The 16954-nt window shown below is 41.6% G+C and carries 12 protein-coding genes; 5 read left to right on the top strand and 7 right to left on the bottom strand.

The features are described from left to right. Positions 1 to 8: 8 nt before the first annotated feature. Positions 9 to 626, top strand: coding sequence for an NUDIX hydrolase (locus PUQ00_RS21330; protein ID WP_300420449.1), 618 nt, complete (start codon positions 9 to 11; stop codon positions 624 to 626). A gap of 233 nt (positions 627 to 859) precedes the next feature. On the opposite strand, the gene PUQ00_RS21325 is transcribed toward PUQ00_RS21330, so the two are convergent. From PUQ00_RS21325 to PUQ00_RS21315, 3 genes are all read right to left on the bottom strand, one after another. Further along, positions 860 to 2236, bottom strand: a complete 1377-nt coding sequence (locus PUQ00_RS21325; protein WP_300420446.1) for a calcium-binding protein — start codon at positions 2234 to 2236, stop codon at positions 860 to 862. 1162 nt (positions 2237 to 3398) lie between these two features. Next, complete coding sequence (locus tag PUQ00_RS21320; RefSeq protein WP_300420444.1) at positions 3399 to 5561, bottom strand: serine/threonine-protein kinase; 2163 nt, start codon at positions 5559 to 5561, stop codon at positions 3399 to 3401. A 91-nt stretch (positions 5562 to 5652) separates the two neighbouring features. Further along, positions 5653 to 7341 (bottom strand): serine/threonine-protein kinase, encoded by a 1689-nt coding sequence (locus PUQ00_RS21315; protein WP_300420441.1) that lies wholly within the window; start codon positions 7339 to 7341, stop codon positions 5653 to 5655. Positions 7342 to 7482: 141 nt separating this feature from the next. Between PUQ00_RS21315 and PUQ00_RS21310 the strand changes: the two genes are divergently transcribed. Next, entirely contained in the window at positions 7483 to 8997 is a 1515-nt protein-coding gene (locus PUQ00_RS21310) for a phenylacetate--CoA ligase family protein (RefSeq protein ID WP_300420439.1), read from the top strand. A 45-nt stretch (positions 8998 to 9042) separates the two neighbouring features. On the opposite strand, the gene PUQ00_RS21305 is transcribed toward PUQ00_RS21310, so the two are convergent. Further along, positions 9043 to 9735, bottom strand: coding sequence for a transposase (locus tag PUQ00_RS21305; protein ID WP_300420437.1), 693 nt, complete (start codon positions 9733 to 9735; stop codon positions 9043 to 9045). A 57-nt stretch (positions 9736 to 9792) separates the two neighbouring features. Here PUQ00_RS21305 and PUQ00_RS21300 point away from each other — a divergent pair, with 57 nt between their 5' ends. Next, a complete protein-coding gene (locus PUQ00_RS21300) occupies positions 9793 to 9975 on the top strand; it encodes a hypothetical protein (protein WP_300420434.1) in 183 nt (60 codons plus the stop codon). Positions 9976 to 10076: 101 nt separating this feature from the next. Here PUQ00_RS21300 and PUQ00_RS21295 read toward each other — a convergent pair whose 3' ends face one another. Both PUQ00_RS21295 and PUQ00_RS21290 read right to left on the bottom strand, forming a co-directional pair. After that, positions 10077 to 11507, bottom strand: coding sequence for a HEAT repeat domain-containing protein (locus PUQ00_RS21295; RefSeq protein ID WP_300420432.1), 1431 nt, complete (start codon positions 11505 to 11507; stop codon positions 10077 to 10079). Beyond that, complete coding sequence (locus tag PUQ00_RS21290) at positions 11404 to 13155, bottom strand: NACHT domain-containing protein (RefSeq protein WP_300420430.1); 1752 nt, start codon at positions 13153 to 13155, stop codon at positions 11404 to 11406. Before PUQ00_RS21290 ends, PUQ00_RS21295 begins: the two co-directional genes overlap by 104 nt. Positions 13156 to 13326: 171 nt before the next feature. On the opposite strand from PUQ00_RS21290, the gene PUQ00_RS21285 reads away from it, so the two are divergent. Next, on the top strand, positions 13327 to 13566 hold the full coding sequence (locus PUQ00_RS21285) for a hypothetical protein (protein WP_300420428.1): 240 nt from the start codon (positions 13327 to 13329) through the stop codon (positions 13564 to 13566). 801 nt (positions 13567 to 14367) lie between these two features. Here the strand turns inward: PUQ00_RS21285 and PUQ00_RS21280 are convergent. Next, positions 14368 to 15069, bottom strand: a complete 702-nt coding sequence (locus PUQ00_RS21280; protein ID WP_300420426.1) for a DUF642 domain-containing protein — start codon at positions 15067 to 15069, stop codon at positions 14368 to 14370. A gap of 706 nt (positions 15070 to 15775) precedes the next feature. On the opposite strand from PUQ00_RS21280, the gene fni reads away from it, so the two are divergent. Next, positions 15776 to 16825 carry a type 2 isopentenyl-diphosphate Delta-isomerase gene (fni, locus tag PUQ00_RS21275; protein WP_300420423.1) on the top strand — a complete coding sequence of 350 codons (1050 nt, stop codon included), beginning with the start codon at positions 15776 to 15778 and terminating at the stop codon, positions 16823 to 16825. Positions 16826 to 16954 lie beyond the last annotated feature (129 nt).

The raw sequence follows: 16954 nt of genomic DNA, 5'->3' as shown, positions 1-16954 counted from the left end.
AAAAAACTGTGGAAACTAAATGGCTGGAATGGGCGCAAAAGTTACAAGCGATCGCTCAAAATGGTCTAACCTATTCTGAAGGGCCTTTTGACATCGAACGCTACAAACAATTACGAGCGATCGCCACAGAAATCATGGCGACTTACTCGAATGTAGAACACAGCTATGTCCTCGATTTATTTAGCCGTGAACTAGGCTATGCAACTCCCAAAGTTGATGTGCGGGCAGCGATTTTTCGGGATGATACTATATTGTTAGTCAAGGAACGATCTGACGGCTGTTGGACTTTACCTGGTGGATGGGCTGATGTCGGCGAGTCGCCCAGTCAGGTAGTTGTGAAAGAAATATATGAAGAATCTGGATATCAAGCCCGCGCTATTAAACTACTAGCAGTCTATGACAGAGACAAACAGGGACATCCACCGTTGCCGTTTTATATCTATAAGCTATTTTTCCACTGCGAAATAATCGGTGGTTCTCCATCATCAAGTATTGAAACTGAAGAAGTAGGTTTTTTTCCTGAAAATGCGTTACCAGAACTTTCTCTTGGACGTGTGATACCAGCGCAAATCACGCGACTTTTCCAGCATTATCGCCAACCAGATTTACCGACTGACTTTGATTAAATAGCTCTAGATTACGAAAATATAGAAATTACTTATTCAATAAAAGCTTGTTGAAGAGTAAAAGAAAAATGAATGCTTGTAGCTTAAGTAACAACCCTTCATAATTGATTTTGGGAAAACACAAGTGATACTACTAAACACGGTTTCAATATAATGCCAACTACAAGCTTTACTATGATTACCATTAAAAAACATCGCCGCGCAGATTGCCGTTGTAATAATTTCTGCGTCGTTCATAGAAAAGTGAAGTTGTCACTATCAAGGCTGAGACCCACTACCCCCTGCACAATGCCTATGGCCTCATTTTGCTCTCCTCCCAGTTTGTCTAAGAATATTCGTGTATTGTTTCCAACAACTTGCAGGAGGTAGTCCTGTGGAGATCCTTTGAGTTCAATTCGATCTTGGCTAGAGTCGAAGTCAATAATAATAGCCAAGTCCCCAAAACCAGGAGTAGTAGTGTTGTTATCGTCGTAGAAAACATTTGCAGCGTCCCCCAGGATAAATCTATCTGCCCCAGCCCCACCAGTCAAGTTATCAATTTCCCCTAATCCAGGTGGAAGCGGACTACCGGGGAAAACACCGATGAGGATATCGTTTCCAGACCCCCCATTGAGTACGTCATTGCCGGGTCCGCCCTGTAGACTATCATTGCCGTTGCCAGCATTGAGGATATCATTGCCGAAATTACCATCTAGTGTGTCATTGCCTCCTCCGCCATTCAGAGTGTTGTTAACAGTATTACCAAAGAGGAAGTTGTCAAGACTGTTACCTGTCCCCTCAATGGCACTAGTTCCCGTCAGCCTCAGATTCTCCACATTGGCAACCAGTGTGTAGCTGATAGAAGACCGGACGGTATCTATATCTAAATTAGCGGCCTCTGTAATCGTGTCAACAGCACCGTCAATAATGTAAGTGTCGTTGCCTGCTCCCCCATTCAAAGTGTCAGTACCTAAGCCCCCATCAAGCGTGTCATTGCCATTATTACCGGATAATTGATTATTTTGGTTGTCGCCAACAATGCTGTCATTTGCATTTGTGCCGATGACATTATCAAAGTTGACCGCAGTAAATGACAATGTTCCCAAACCAGGAATCTTATTGGCAGACAAACTTTGGGTTTGCAGGTTAACGGTGATAGATACCCCAGGCGAAGATTGGGATGCATTTATGGTGTTGTTGGCAACATTAGGATTCGCAATAATCTTTTCTATTTTAAAGAGTTGGTCTTGCCCGAATCCCCCAGCTTTTTGAATGGTTCCGACACCTGATAAGGTAATGGTTTGACCTAGTTGACTGTAGTCTGCGGTATCAATGCCATCTCCGCCATTAATGCTGTCGTTACCCTGACTGCCTTTGAAGGTGTCACTGCCCGCACCACCTATTAGAGTGTCGTTTTCTGTGCCGCCATCAAGTGTGTCATTACCATCTCCACCGATTAGACTGTCGTTCGCCGTCCCACCGGCGAGGGAATCGTTACCAGCCAAACCATTCAAGGTATCGTTACCAGAGGTACTATTTGCATTACCACCACTAGCCCAACCAACTATCGTGTCATTTCCCAAAGTCCCATTTATCGTGTCAGAATTTGTAGTGCCGAAAATAAATGCCATATTATCTCTCCTGAATTTCTCACTAATACGTAAGTTCAGCCTTAGTCAAAGAACTATTCATCAGTTCATGTAGATTACTTGCTATTTGCGTAATCTAAGGGAAGAAAACATTAATTATTTGGTTAGGAACTTCTAAATAAAAAAAATCCAACTACTGATTGTGGGCTGAACCGAAAAGCCCATCTTTGGTTAGGGACGAGCAAGACGCCTACCTTACAAAATTAGATAATTTATTTCCTGAAAATCCCTTATATTGATTACCAAAATGTTCAGAAGGCAGCTATGTTCCCATGCTTAAAAGCATGGAATTAAAGCAAGAATGCCTAGTATATCATGGCACTTTCCACTTAATACAAATCTTTTTATACTAGTGAGCAATGACCCAAAACTAAAGTTTTCATTAATACTTCTTTCCTTCTGCCCTTCGGACTTTCTTTGTAAATAATTAGGTCAAATGTTTTGGTTCTTTTTCCCAATTTTTTTGAACCGACGTTGTAACTACTTAATTATCATGAAGTACAAGGTTACATCAACTTATTTACCAAATCTTAAAAATATCAATATATCTGATTTATAATACATTGATATATATGTAATAATATATATAAGCTTTAATGAAATCTTGTTGAAAACTACTGATTTTTTTGGTGAACATTGTGATATCTTTCAGATGAACACGGTATCGTTGTTAAGTTAAGTTTCAATATCAGATTTTTTGGTAGAATATATATTTTTTTCTTAAAGAAAATAATTTTTTATTAAAGAAATACATTGAAAAGTATATAAGTTTAATTAATATATTAATCCCGAAATTTTTGCGCTTAATAACACTTAGGCTTTACATAAATTTTATATAGGACTACTATTTTATTTTTGAAAAGATACGCAGGGGAGCCAGCCGTCTGGGCGGGTTTCCCGACTTGAGCGGACTGGCATTGTTTTAGCGACAGCGTAACGCATCATTCTGAAGGGTTTGGTGCGTTACGGATTTCATCCTAACGCACCCTACAATACCTAACCTTGTTCAAAAATTAAACCGGATTCCGATCATAGTTATTTGGGTTCGGAAAATTAGCGATGTCTATCTTGAAAAGTGACGCTCCTGCGGACGCTCGATTACTCGCTAACGCTGCGCTAACAAAATTCAAAAATAAATAACTCTCTACTTAGGCGTTGTCTCTTGCGTCGGTGTCGGTTCAGGTGTGGCGGTTTGTGTAGGAGTTAATGTATGGGTTGGGGTTGGGGTTGGCGTTGGCGTTGGCGTTGGCGTTGGCTTTGGTATAGTTGTGGGTGTTTCCGTGGGCGTTGGTGTTGGCAATGGGGGAGGAGTGGGATTTTCCACTGTAATGTTGAGTTGATAATCTACTGGTTTCGATGCTGTGGAAACCACGACAAACTCGTAAAATCCCTTTTCTGGTAATTTAGTTGACAAACTACGCTGGGTAGAATCTTCTAAAAGTCGAATTTTGCCAGACGGTGAATACACTGATAACAAAACTTGAGAATTTGCTTGTAGCTTCAACTCCAGAGATTGCTCTTTGGCAAGTCCAGCAATGAATACTTTACCACCTCCAGGTTGAAGAGTACCACTGACTATTTTGCCAGTAGCGCCCGGATCAAATAGAAGTTTCTCGAAAGCGCTACCGTCGAGGATAGCACTGAGTCGATCGCTAACAAAACCGTACCAAACTTGTCCAATGGGCTGAGTCAGGAAATCTTTACCACGCTGTTCAGGGAATACACTGAAAAAGGCAGCATTTCCCAAATCAGACAAAGAACGACTCCCAACGTTGATTTTGTTGACTTGTACTTTCTGACGATCGCGATCAGCAGTTGTATAAGTTCCCAGTTTTTGACGTGCTTTATTACTCAGTGGTGCTAGCTTTTCTAGCAATTCTGAGGCTGTTTTATCCCATTCTGCCCGCAAACTCTCATCTTCAGTACCGTTGCTGAGAGTGCGTCCCCGTAAACTGGGATTTCTGTCCCAAAAAACTTGATTTACCAAGTTAATGTAGAACTTCTCATCAATACCCAGTTGTTGACGGCGATCGCTTAATCTTTCTTTGCGTTCCCGTTCTGCTGGTGAATATTGCGCTAAGGGATCGGTTGGTTCTTGAGTTGGAATTTGGGTGGCTGTGGGTGTAGGTTTGACTTCCACTACATCGCGGCTGCTATTCACTCCCCACCAAATTAATCCAACAGTACCAGCTACCGCCGCCGCCGCAAGGAAGGTTTTTGTAGGTGTCCACCAGGGGGGAGGGGGGGATGAGGGGGATAAGGGGGATGAGGGGGATGGGGGAGAGATGGCAACGGTGGCGGATGTAGGTTGTGGTGGGGTGGGGTATTGAGTTGGGGGATAGTTAGCTGGGGGTAGGTTGAGGGCTTGGAGTACTTGACGGGCTGATTGATAGCGATCGCTTGGTCTGGTAGAGAGCATTTTATCTAATACCTGTGCCAAAGTTTGACTCAGGCTAACTTCCCGTCGCCACTGCCAACTAAGAGTGTAGGTATCAATTAATTCTTGGGGTTGTTTCCCTGTCAGTAAAACTAACATTGTTGCGGCCATTGCATACAAGTCGCTATGGGGAGATACCATCCCAGTTTGCATCTGTTCTGGGGGAGCAAATCCTATTTTACCCAATAGGGTTAGTGCTGGGGGAGGTGCAACTGCGCCGGGTTGGTAATATTGGGAAGCAACGGTTGCTACTACTTGTTTGACACCGCCAAAATCAATTAATACTGGTAGTTGGTCAACAGTGCGAAGCATTAAGTTATCTGGAGAAATATCTCGATGAATTACTCCTAGTGAGTGGATGTATTCCAACACTGGCAAAATTGAAAGCAACAATTGGCGTACTTCCGCTTCTGTAAAGCGCAAACCCCGTTGTATTCGGGCATTTAACAAGGAGTTGTAAGTTTCACCTTCGACATAATCTTGCACCAAAAACAGATATTCTTTGCCCCCTAAATTCATCCTCAGCAGTTCCCGGAAGCGGGGAATTTGGGGATGTTGCAGCTTATAAAGAACGCTCGCTTCTCTCTCAAACAGTTCTTCAGCTTTTTGAACAACGTAAGCGGTTTGAACTTGGGGTGAAAATTCTTTTAAAACACAAAGTTCGCGGAAACGATTGATATCTTCAGCTAAATAAGTGCGTCCAAAGCCACCTTGACCAATTTGACGCACAATTAGATAGCGATCGCCTAAAGTTAGTCCCGGTTCGATACTATAACTCATGGGCCTATCCAACAAATTTTCACCACACTGGAGACAAAAGCGACTACCTGGGGAATTTTCATGTCCTTTAACACAATATAATTTTGTCATTTGTCCTCTCTTACAAAGTTCTGATTGGAGGAAACCTCCGATCAGACTTTGCGCTTTCTGATTTGTTATTAGCGACTCTTCCCCAGTCCGCTTACTTGCCAGATTGTACTTTACTGAGTTGATCAGCTGCGATCGCATACCAAATTTGACCGAAAGTCTGTTGATTCAGTTTCCCACGCTCCTGACCAGGAAACAACCGATCAAATTTTTCATTTGTGTCTTTGTTCAGTTGATCAATTGTATAATTCCCAAACTGCCCGGATCGCGCTTGTCGTCTCCATGTTTCGTAATCTTGTGGAGTATATTTACCCAATTTCCGACGAGCTGCTGTACTGAGGTTAGCCTGTTCTAGTTTATTCAATAAATCGTTAGCGACACCAGACCATTCATCTCGTAAACCAGCATCTTCAGGTTTAGATGTCAAGCTACGTCCCTTTAATTCTGGTTTTTTTGTATAAAATAAATTATCTACAAAGATAATAAAAAATCCTTCAGTAATTTCTAGCTGTTGACGACGACTGAAAATTTCCTGGAGTTCACGATTTTTTCCTTTGTCGCTGACTGGTTTACCGCTCGGATTGGGAAACTGGGGAATTTGCGGTAATGAAATTGATGGAATAGTGATTGAAGTTACAGTCCGAATGACTGCATTTCCCGCCGCCAAAGTTAATCCAACTAAAGCTGTTCCCCCTAAACTGATCACAAAAGGGCGAATCCAAACAGGCCAAGATATCGGTTTAGCAATCGCTTGCGTTTTGCTCTGCAATCTACTAATAACAGCACTGGCGCGTTGTCTTCCCGGAGCAACTACCATCGTCTTGATCTTGGTGGTAATATAATTACTTGGGGATTTAGTCGCAGTTGGCGATGGTAAATCTTTGAGGATTTGTTCGGCTCGTTGGTAGCGATCGCTCGGTTTATAAGCTAGCATCTTTTTTAACACCGCTTCCAGTTGGGGACTAACTTGAATTTCCTTTCCCCATCCCCAAATTCCCTGATAGCTATCGTATAATTTTTGTGGTTCTTTACCCGTGAGCAACACCAATGTTGTCACCGCCAAAGAATATAAATCACTACTTAAAAATACTTTCCCCTGGCGTAGCTGTTCCTCTGGAGCGTAGCCCTTTTTACCCAGTAAAGTGTTATTTCCAACCAACTTAGTGCGCCAAAAACCTTCCGAAGCTGGCAATTGCTTGACACCGCCAAAATCAATCAGTACTGGCAGATGATCAGAACGCCGCCAAATCAAATTATCAGGAGTGATATCGCGGTGAACTACATCTTGTGAGTGGATGTAGGATAACACGGGTAAAATCTGTTGCAGTAGGGTGATTACTTCCTCTTCACTGAAGGTTTTTCCTTGACTTTCGCGTTCTTCTAATAATTGGTAATAATTGTCACCATCCACATAATCTTGCACGAGAAAGAAAAAATCTTTAGTGCCTATCTTAACTTGTAGCGAGGCGTGAAAACGCGGAATTTGCGGATGCTGGAGTTTTTTCAGAACATTTGCTTCTCGCTCAAACAACTCTTTAGCTTTTTGTAAATCTTGCTGTTCTTGTACTTGGGGTGCAAATTCCTTCAGCACACACGTTTGATGAGATTTATCTCTATCTTCCGCCAAATAGGTGCGTCCAAAGCCGCCCTGCCCTAAATGACGGATAATTTGATAGCGATTATCCACAATCTCCCCCACAGCAAGAGGTAATGGTTCACCACAATGGGTACAAAAGCGGTTACTATCATTATTTGTGTGTTGTTTACTGCAATAGAGCTGCATGGTGCCCAAGGATAAATTAAGGTTTTATTGAATAACTACAACCCGCATACCCTCATTTTCGGATATCCTACGAATTAAGAATTACGAATTACGAATTACTTTAACGGTGTTGGTTCTACTTTAGGATAAACAACAAGCGTCATGAACTGCAAATCACGACAGCAGCAAGTAATTAAAGCATTTGAAGATTTTTTGTCTACCCCCCTAGAAACGCTACTGCAACGGCATCTCAACACTCAAACTTCGGTAGCTTTGAGTTTATTTCACGATGTGGCGGCTAATGTACCAGCTTACAAGGCTTTTTTAGCAGAAAGGGAAATTAATCCCGCGACTATTCAAAGCTTGGAGGAGTTTCAAAAACTACCAGCGATCGCTAAACAAAATTATATCCTGCGTTATCCTTTAGCTGACTTGTGTCGCAACGGACAACTCCAAGCGTGCGATATGATAGCTGCTTCTTCCGGTTCCAGTGGTAAACCGACATTTTGGCCTCGTTTTTTCACAGATGAACTCCAAATCGCCACACGCTTTGAACAGATTTTTCACGATAGTTTCTATACAGATACCAGACGTACCCTAGCAGTGATTTGTTTCACTTTGGGCACTTGGGTAGGTGGAATATTCACCACTAATTGTTGTCGTTATCTTGCTAGCAAAGGTTATCCCATCACTGTAATTACTCCTGGTAACAACAAAGAAGAAATCTTGCGAGTTGTCCAAGAACTAGGTTCAGCATTTCAGCAAGTGGTGCTATTAGGATACCCGCCATTTTTAAAAGATGTAATTGATACTGGTATCGCCCGTGGTGTGGAGTGGCAGCAATATCAGATTAAATTAGTAATGGCGGGAGAAGTATTTAGTGAAGAATGGCGGAGTTTAGTTGGTGAAAGAGTTGGTTCACAAAATCCTTGTTATGATTTTGCATCACTTTACGGCACTGCGGATGCGGGAGTTTTGGGTAATGAAACACCGTTAAGTATCTGCATTCGCCGTTTTTTGGCAAAAAATCCCGATGCGGCTAGAGCTTTATTTGGGGAATCGCGTTTACCCACACTAGTACAATATGATCCTTGCAGTCGCTTTTTTGAAGTTGAAGATGGCGGGTTGCTATTTTCTGGAGACAACGGTATTCCCTTAGTACGTTATGACATCTTGGATACTGGCGGGATAATTAGTTATGATGCCATGCTGCAATTTTTAGCAGAATGGGGATTTAACCCGCTTGAAAATCTCCGTTCTGACACTGAACACTCACCTAGAGGTATTCATCAGCTACCTTTCGTTTATGTCTTCGGCCGTTCTAACTTTACGGTTTCCTACTTTGGCGCAAATATCTATCCAGAAAATGTGACGGTGGGATTAGAGCAACCAATAATTCAAGAATGGGTGACAGGTAAATTCGTATTGCAGGTGAAGGAAGATGCAGATAAGAATCGATTTTTATCTGTAGTAGTGGAATTAGCACCAGGGGTAGAGGGTAGTGAAGATCGAAGAGAAGCGATCGCATCTTCTATTCTTTCACAACTACTACGTCTAAATAGCGAGTTTGCTAATTATGTTCCGGCAGAATATCAAACGCCACAAGTTACATTAGCACCAATGGGTGATGCTGAATATTTCCCCATTGGGGTGAAACATCGTTATACCCGTCAATAGTAGAAGACGCGATGAATCAGGAAGAAGACGCGATGAATCGCGTCTCTACAAGGGGGGATGGGGTGGTTGTTCGCGATCGCGTTCCCAATTGATTGGGTTATTGATAATATATTGTCTAATTTGATCGAGGGCAAATTCATTACGAATTATGTTGTCATGGAACCTTTCTTGCCATCCAAAACCTTCATATATTTGATTAATTTCAAATGTACATCGTCCTTTGTACCATCTAATAATTTTAGAAAGGGAATTTTTAGACAACATCGGGTTAAATAACCCAGTAACCCCACCCCGTTCCCCATCCCCCCTTGTAGAGACGCGATTCATCGCGTCTTCTTCCTGTGTTCGTAGATTCATCGCGTCTTCTTCCTGTGTTCGTAGATTCATCGCGTCTTCTTCCTGTGTTCGTAGATTCATCGCGTCTTCTTCTCGTATTTGATTAATAATCAAAATCCCATGAATATGATTAGGCATGACGCAAAACGAATCTATCCGGCAATTAGAAAAATGATTAGGAATCTCGTACCACAATTTATGAGCAATTTCTCCAATTGGCGAGCGCTGCATTTCACCTTGCACAACCTCACCAAAAAAGCATTTTTTAACGTCGGTGCAAATAGTAACGAAATATCCGCCATTACTAGCATAACTCCATGCTGGTAAACGGGTTGAATCAATTCGATATTTACCTTTGTATTTAGGTTTGTTGTTTTTTGGTTGAGGCTCGTCATTATTCATGATTATATCTTTGGTTGATACAAAAATTTATGCAATTATTGCTTTGCATTGATGTAATTGCCAACCCAAAAAACTCGGAATTATTCGCGCTATGTAAATGATGGGAAGGAAGAAGACGCGATGAATCGCGTCTCTACAAGGGGCGATCGTTTTTGCGATCGCATTCCCATTCTGTTTACAATATCTGTTTTACTAGGGGCGATCGCATTCCCTGGATTGCGGAAAGAGCGGACGCGATAGATTTACGAGATGCTTACGAGATGCGATGAATCGCGTCTTTATAAGGCATTGCTGCTTCTACATTTTGCTTATGTTTTGGCTCGATGAAGTATTTTTCTTTTTTACTCTCCATCTTTCACTTTCTCTTGTTGATGCCAAGCTTGATAAAAAGTGGGGTATGTCATGTTTTCGGCGCACTTCCAGATAAGGTTGTAACAATTGTGGAATTTATGCAATCGCCAAAAGTCATTTTCGTAAGTTTCATCTGATAAGTAATCCTTCAAAGCGGTGACAACACCCGCCATCTGTTTCTCCTCTGCCAGAATTGTCCATAAGGTTTCTGCGGCTTGACTATGGATCATTTCAGACGGAGAATTATAGATTAATTCCACCAATACATCAATCGCTGTTTGGTTGCCTAAGCCAATTTGTCCTAAGCTAGATATCACTTCCATACAAGTAAATTCATCCTCAGAATTACATGTTTGCACCAATGCATCAATCTCTCTTTGATTGTCTAGCTCAATTTGCTTTAAGGTAGGTGTTGCTTGCATACAGTTATGTTCGTACTGATAATTAGTAATTGACTGTGCCAAAGCATCAATCTCTTTTTGATTGTCTAGCTCAAGTTGTTTTAAGATAGATGCCGCTTGCCTAGTAATCAATTTATCCAGAGAATTATTAATTAACTGCTCCAAGGCATCAATAGCAGTTCGGTTCCTAGGATTAATTTGTCCTAAGCTAGATGCCGCTCGCATACGAAGAAATTCATATTCAGAATTATTGATTAACTCTACCAACGCATCAATCGCCGCTTGATTGCCTAAGCCAATTTGCCCTAAGCTAGATACCGCTTGCCCACGGGTGGTTTTAGACTGAGAATTATAGATTAATTGTACCAATGCATCAATCTCTTTTTGGTTGCCTAAGCCAATTTGTCCTAAGCTAGATGCTGCATACCTACGGATGAATTCATTTTGAGAATTACAGATTAACTGCACCAATGCATCAATCGCCGTTTGGCTACCTAAGCCAATTTGCCCTAAGCTAGATGCTGCTTGCATACAGGCAAATTTATCCTGACAATTACAGATTAACTGCACCAATGCATGAATCGCTTTTGTGCGCTCGGTCTGTAGCAGCGCTGTGTTTGCTCCCTGTTCAATTGGTTCAGGAAATCTTTCCCATTTCTGTTGTTCAATCTTGAATTCATGAAACACCCATTTATCTATGTTGAACTTACCAAAGCGCCATTTAACGATTTCTGCCACAATCGCATCTGCGTTGCAAGAATTTTTCCACTCATCAACAGCCGCCGCCGCGAGAAAATAAGCGCGAAACTCGTAAAATCCCCTTCTTACTCTATCAATAGCTCTGCATTCTCCGCACCCATCATTAAATTCGACTAACGCCTGAATAAACTTTTCCTTCTCCTTACTCCTCACATCCTCACGTCCCAACCACAGCAAAATTACCTCTTTCCACTGCGGGGCAAAAATGCGATAAATGCCTTGCCTGGGGTTGTCGGGAACCCGCAGCCACTCCAACTTCATTTAGCCATCCCAACTTTAACGCTAACCAAAATAAAGAATTTTGCTGTTTTGCATCTCTTAATTCCTCACGCACAAACTTATGTCGTAGCCGAAACCGTGACGTTTCTTGATCAATTGCCCGTTTTGCTAAACGTCCCAACGCAGTGTTTAATTCCTCTTGCTGATCTTCGGTGGTAGGAAAGCGGTTTTCTTTCCAGTTGTAAACCTCTTCCACAAACTGCTGATAAAGTCCGGCTTTAGTTTTCGGTAAACCTTTATCAGAACTTTGCCAAGTGCTACACAACAGCGCTAACCGCAAAGGATTTTTCACTAAATCTTGGATACGCTGAGCTTCAGGTTTATCTAATTCCTGCCATAATATTTCCCCTTTGTCTGCATCCTTGTTGTGAAACCAACGCTGAATAAACTTTTGTACTTGTTGCGGATATTCAAAATTGAGTAACCGATACGTCTCGAAATTTTCTAAAGCGTTGGCGTTTGCTTCCCAAACATTCACCCGACAAGTCAGCACAACCCGCGCATTTTTCACCCATCCCATCAACTCATGAGAAATATCAGTTAATGGTTGGAGTGAGGACATTTCATCTGCTGCATCCAACAACAACCACACACGATTATTCTTGAATAAATCTGCGAAAGTGTTTTCCTGTTCTTCTGTTACACGCACCACTTCTAAAGCATTCTTCAGCCAATCTTGCAACAGATAATTTTCTACACTCTTTCCTTGCAAGTCTGCCAAAGAAATCCAAATTGGTAAACCCAGATTGTTGTTTAATATCCAAAAAGCTATAGTTTGCAACTGAGTAGTTTTTCCCGCACCCGGTTCCCCAATTAAAGCGATACGCTGTCCTTGAGTTTTACCAACACCATCACCGATAATTTTCTCTAAAAAAGCCTCAGGTTCAAATCGCTGCTTCTCTTCATAACTCGGTTCGTAAAGTCGCGAACCTTTTTCTGCGGAAATATCCTCACGGCACTTGTTCGGTCTGTTACGCTCCACCAATGCTAAAGGGACATGAATTTCCTTTAGCTCAAATTTCATCTCATCATCAGCAAACAGCAACTCATTTGTGGTGAGACGCTTGTGCTTTTCCAGCATAGCGCCGCAGATTTCTTGCCAATCGAAGCTATTATCTGTTATTTGTACTTGGGATGTTTCTTTTAAATTCGCCTTTTGGTATTCCTTCCACTTCTGCTTAACCACCTCCAGATTATCTTTTATCGTCGCTGTCTGATGTTTTAGCGTCAGGGTAAATTTCCAATAACCTTGATTCTTTCTAGCTCGTTCGTCTTCTCGCACTTCCAAATTTTTCAACCAGTCAAGTGCAGTTTGAAGCTCGTCTAATTCTCTTTCATTCTGAGAAACGTTAGATTCTGCTTTTTGCGGGGGAAGTTTTAAAGTTTTGCCAGCATTTTTAATCTGTTGGAGTAAATATTCTTTCTTTGTACCAACTTCAGGTGTCTTGCTTCTGTTTCCTCTTGTATGTTCGCTTTTATATCCGGTAATTCGCAGTTTCTCAGCATTCCAGACAACGCAAAGTGGAGGTTTTGACTCACACTCCTGCTTTTGCAACAGTTGCAGCAATGCTTCTACTAGACTAAGTACATTTTCTAAAGCTGATTCATCTTTGCGAAGATTTCTTGACATCAGTCAAATATAAAGAAAATTGAAACAATTTGTAATTACCCAAACAAACAAGCTTCCCCAAACCGTAAAACCTGATTATACAAGCATTATAGACGCTGCGTGGGGGATGTGTGTGGGGAAATACCCAAAAAAATAATTGACCTTGTAAGCTTAAAAACAAGGTGAATTCAGATGTCATCTCAAAAACGCGGTAAAAGTGCAAGTCAAAGAGCGATTGCTTTCTTGCTAATTTTGCAAACAATATTAATTGGCATAAATGCCGAAAACCGCCTTCAGCAAGGAGACTCACCAATCGAGGTTTTAATGTGGATGATTAACCAGTCTATCCCAGTCCTGAAACAAGCCAGCAGTTTTCAAGAAGAACAGAAAAAGAGCCTGTTACCCAGACATCGCCTTTCTAAGGATAAATAATATCACAAGCCCCTCTTTGCTTGCAGAGAGGGGCTTGACTCAAAAGCGGCTTTTACACAAACGGCGTAACAAATAACAAGTAGGCATCATTGCACCGTAAATGATGCCTATTGCTTGGCGATCGCCTTAACCACTGCAATCATCTATAACGACTTTCCCAGTTTGTAAAACCATACTTAATTAACCACAAAATGAGAAAATGGTTCTGTTATCAATAGCGTAACGTACCCTAAAGATAGCGAAAATAAATATTTTTGTTATCAAAAGACGGTTGCAGACAATGTAACAATAGCGATCGCAAATACTTTTAACCATACCCACCAGTGAAGGTCCCTACCAATATCTCTGCAAAAACTCAGAATCGCAAAGCCGATCCCAAAGAGCAAGCTCTTAAGGGTTGGGGGTGGGGTCTTAGGGACTTATTGCAAGAGGTCTAATGTTTGCGGTTAGTTGATATCCTAGAGGCGCTAATGGGTGATTCTGAATATTTCCTCATTGGGGTCAAGCAATTTTAGATTTTAGATTGACCTTAATCTTCAATCCAAAATCCAAAACTTAAAATCTCAAATTCGGTGAAACATCGTTATACCCGGAAGTAGGGTTTGATTTATAGAGCGTTTCCTAAGCAAGTGGACATGATGCAGCCGCCGCAGCCACTAAGATGGCTGCGGCGGCTGTTGTATGTCAAATTTATCTGGTCACTTGACAATTTCATATCGGGGAAAATATTGATATAAATTTGCCAAAATGGACATTAATTTAGCAATCTAAAACTATGAGTATGGATAGTATTTATCCTAGTCATGCCACTAGTGATTTCTTAGAAGTATTGCGCTTTTTGAAAGTAACTAATCCCAGACCAGCTAAAACGATTCCGGTAATTGCAGTGGGTTCTGGAACAGCAGTTACCAGCTTCACATCATCAATATAAGAACCGTAAGTATCTAATGGCCCGGTATAGTTAAATTGCACCCGTGATAGTGCACTGGTAGCCTTAAAAGTCGTAGTAAAGATTGACCAAACAGTATTTGAGCTACCAGCACCATCAGAAATGCTCTGTGTGAGTATGTTACCACTATTGCTGGCATCACCAACCAAGATATTAAAGATATTCTCTCCGGCGGCTGTATATGGACGAGCAGAGTAGGCAAAAGATAAAGTGTAGTCTTGTCCTGCTACAGTTGTAACGTCTTGGTATAAACCTAAGGGGTTTTGTGCATTAAATTTGCTTGCATCATAATTATGACTATCCAACTCAACTAGGTTAAAACCATCATAAGGAGAGCCAGCTACATTACGTTGAATTTCAATTTGGCCGTTTGGTGTTGCAGTCCAACCGTTGATAGTGGAATAGGTTGCCCAACTATTATTAGACAAAGTTGTATCTTCAAAACTGCCATTAACGAGTAGGTTCGGGGAAGCTGCTACTACTGGGCTGATACCTACGCACGAAAGAGCAATGAACGCTGCACTAATTGATAAGGTTTTGAGAGATAATTTCATAATTACTTGTTAAAGAGGTTACATATCAGGTTGACACTTAAACCAAAGAAACTAAATTAAAAATCTTAGGGTTTAATTTTTTTTCTGTCACTTCTAAACTTTAATTTCCTACGTAGAAATCCGCAATGAGAAAACGAATATGTTTACTAAGTTTTCTTACAAAGATTATTTTTATTAATTTGTTTATGAACTTGAGTGTCAAATACAAAACTCTCGTATAAATACTGATGTCAGTAAGTATACATAATATTTAGTTGATCATGAAACAATGAAGCACAACAAACTTTTAAAGAATCAAGGTTGCTTTGATTCTTAAGTTGAATATTTATAGTACATAATTACTATATATTTGGATATTTCAACGATGTTTAGCACCGAGCGATATCTACGACGGACTGTGACGCTCGATAGCAAAGCGTTAGCGACTGTGCGTAGCGTCTGACTCGCTCTCAGTGGCGCTATCAGTGACGCCAAATTACCAAAAGCCAGATAGATATTAGACTTATCCACAAATAAACCTCAAAATAGCTGAAACCCTTACATAGCTGGCTTTTTAGCTTATATAAAACAGGAACCTCTAAAACCCTCTCCAGAGCTAGGTTTCAGCCAAATAAAGTTCTCATTTCCGGATAAGTCTATTAGTTAAAGAGACGGTTGCAGACAATGTAACAATAGCGATCGCAAATACTTTTAGCCATACCCACTAGTGAACGCCCCTACCAATACCTCTGCACAAACTCAGAATCGCAAAGCGGATCACATTCGGATCTGCTTAGAGGAAGATGTTCAGTGTGAGCAAATCACCAATGGACTGGAACGTTATCGCTTCACCCATTGTTGCTTACCCGAACTAAACCACAACGATATTGATATCAGTACAACTTTTCTGGGGAAACACCTGGGCGCACCCTTGTTAATTTCTTCCATGACTGGAGGAACAGAACAAGCCGGAATCATTAACCAACGTTTGGCCCAAGTCGCGCAACACTACAAAATTGCAATGGGTGTCGGTTCCCAACGGGTAGCGGTGGAAAAATCTCAGGTGGCTGATACTTTTGCTATCCGTAAGTATGCCCCCGATGTGCTGCTATTTGCAAACTTGGGGGCTGTGCAACTTAACTATAAGTACGGCTTAGATGAATGTTTGCGGGTAGTTGATATCTTAGAGGCTGATGCCCTGATTTTACACTTTAACCCTCTACAAGAGTGCATTCAATCCAAAGGTGATACTAATTTTCGCAGTTTGCTTGACAAAATATCAAAATTATGTGTTAATCTTCCAGTGCCAGTGATTGCCAAGGAAGTTGGTAACGGCATTTCAGCAGCGATCGCCGAGAAACTCATTGCTGCTGGGGTAGCAGCAATTGATGTGGCTGGTGCGGGGGGTACTTCTTGGGCAAAAGTAGAAAGTGAACGAGCAGAAAGTCCCTTACAACGTCGCTTAGGCAGGACGTTTGCCGATTGGGGTTTACCGACAGCAGAGTGCATTACAACTATTAGAGAGATCGCTCCATATGTGCCCTTAATTGCTTCGGGAGGTTTGCGTCATGGATTGGATGTCGCAGCTGCGATCGCCTTGGGAGCAGATATAGCTGGTTTAGCAATGCCTTTCTTGCAAGCAGCAGCAACATCAGAGACAGCAGTTTCCGAACTGGCTGAGGTATTAATCGCTGAAATCACCACAGTTTTATTTTGCACTGGCAACGCCACCTTGTATCAGTTAAAGCACTCTGGCAGTTTACAACGCATAGAATAAATAGATGGGGCATGGGGCATGGTGAATAGAGAGACAAGGGGGACAAGGGGGACAACGGGGACAAGGGGAATAATCAATGCCCAATGCCCAATGCCCAATGCCCAATGCCCAATGCCCAATGCCCAATGC

It is taken from the genome of Nostoc sp. S13 (assembly GCF_029379315.1).
Lineage (GTDB): Bacteria > Cyanobacteriota > Cyanobacteriia > Cyanobacteriales > Nostocaceae > Nostoc.
This window is presented reverse-complemented; position numbering and strand designations above follow the sequence as displayed.

Coding starts and splice junctions, on each gene's coding strand:
- PUQ00_RS21305 (WP_300420437.1), bottom strand. CDS start 9,735: ATGAATAATGACGAGCCTCAACCAAAAAACAACAAACCTAAATACAAA.
- PUQ00_RS21315 (WP_300420441.1), bottom strand. CDS start 7,341: ATGCAGCTCTATTGCAGTAAACAACACACAAATAATGATAGTAACCGC.
- PUQ00_RS21320 (WP_300420444.1), bottom strand. CDS start 5,561: ATGACAAAATTATATTGTGTTAAAGGACATGAAAATTCCCCAGGTAGT.
- PUQ00_RS21295 (WP_300420432.1), bottom strand. CDS start 11,507: ATGAAGTTGGAGTGGCTGCGGGTTCCCGACAACCCCAGGCAAGGCATT.
- PUQ00_RS21290 (WP_300420430.1), bottom strand. CDS start 13,155: ATGTCAAGAAATCTTCGCAAAGATGAATCAGCTTTAGAAAATGTACTT.
- PUQ00_RS21310 (WP_300420439.1), top strand. CDS start 7,483: ATGAACTGCAAATCACGACAGCAGCAAGTAATTAAAGCATTTGAAGAT.
- PUQ00_RS21325 (WP_300420446.1), bottom strand. CDS start 2,236: ATGGCATTTATTTTCGGCACTACAAATTCTGACACGATAAATGGGACT.
- PUQ00_RS21280 (WP_300420426.1), bottom strand. CDS start 15,069: ATGAAATTATCTCTCAAAACCTTATCAATTAGTGCAGCGTTCATTGCT.
- PUQ00_RS21285 (WP_300420428.1), top strand. CDS start 13,327: ATGTCATCTCAAAAACGCGGTAAAAGTGCAAGTCAAAGAGCGATTGCT.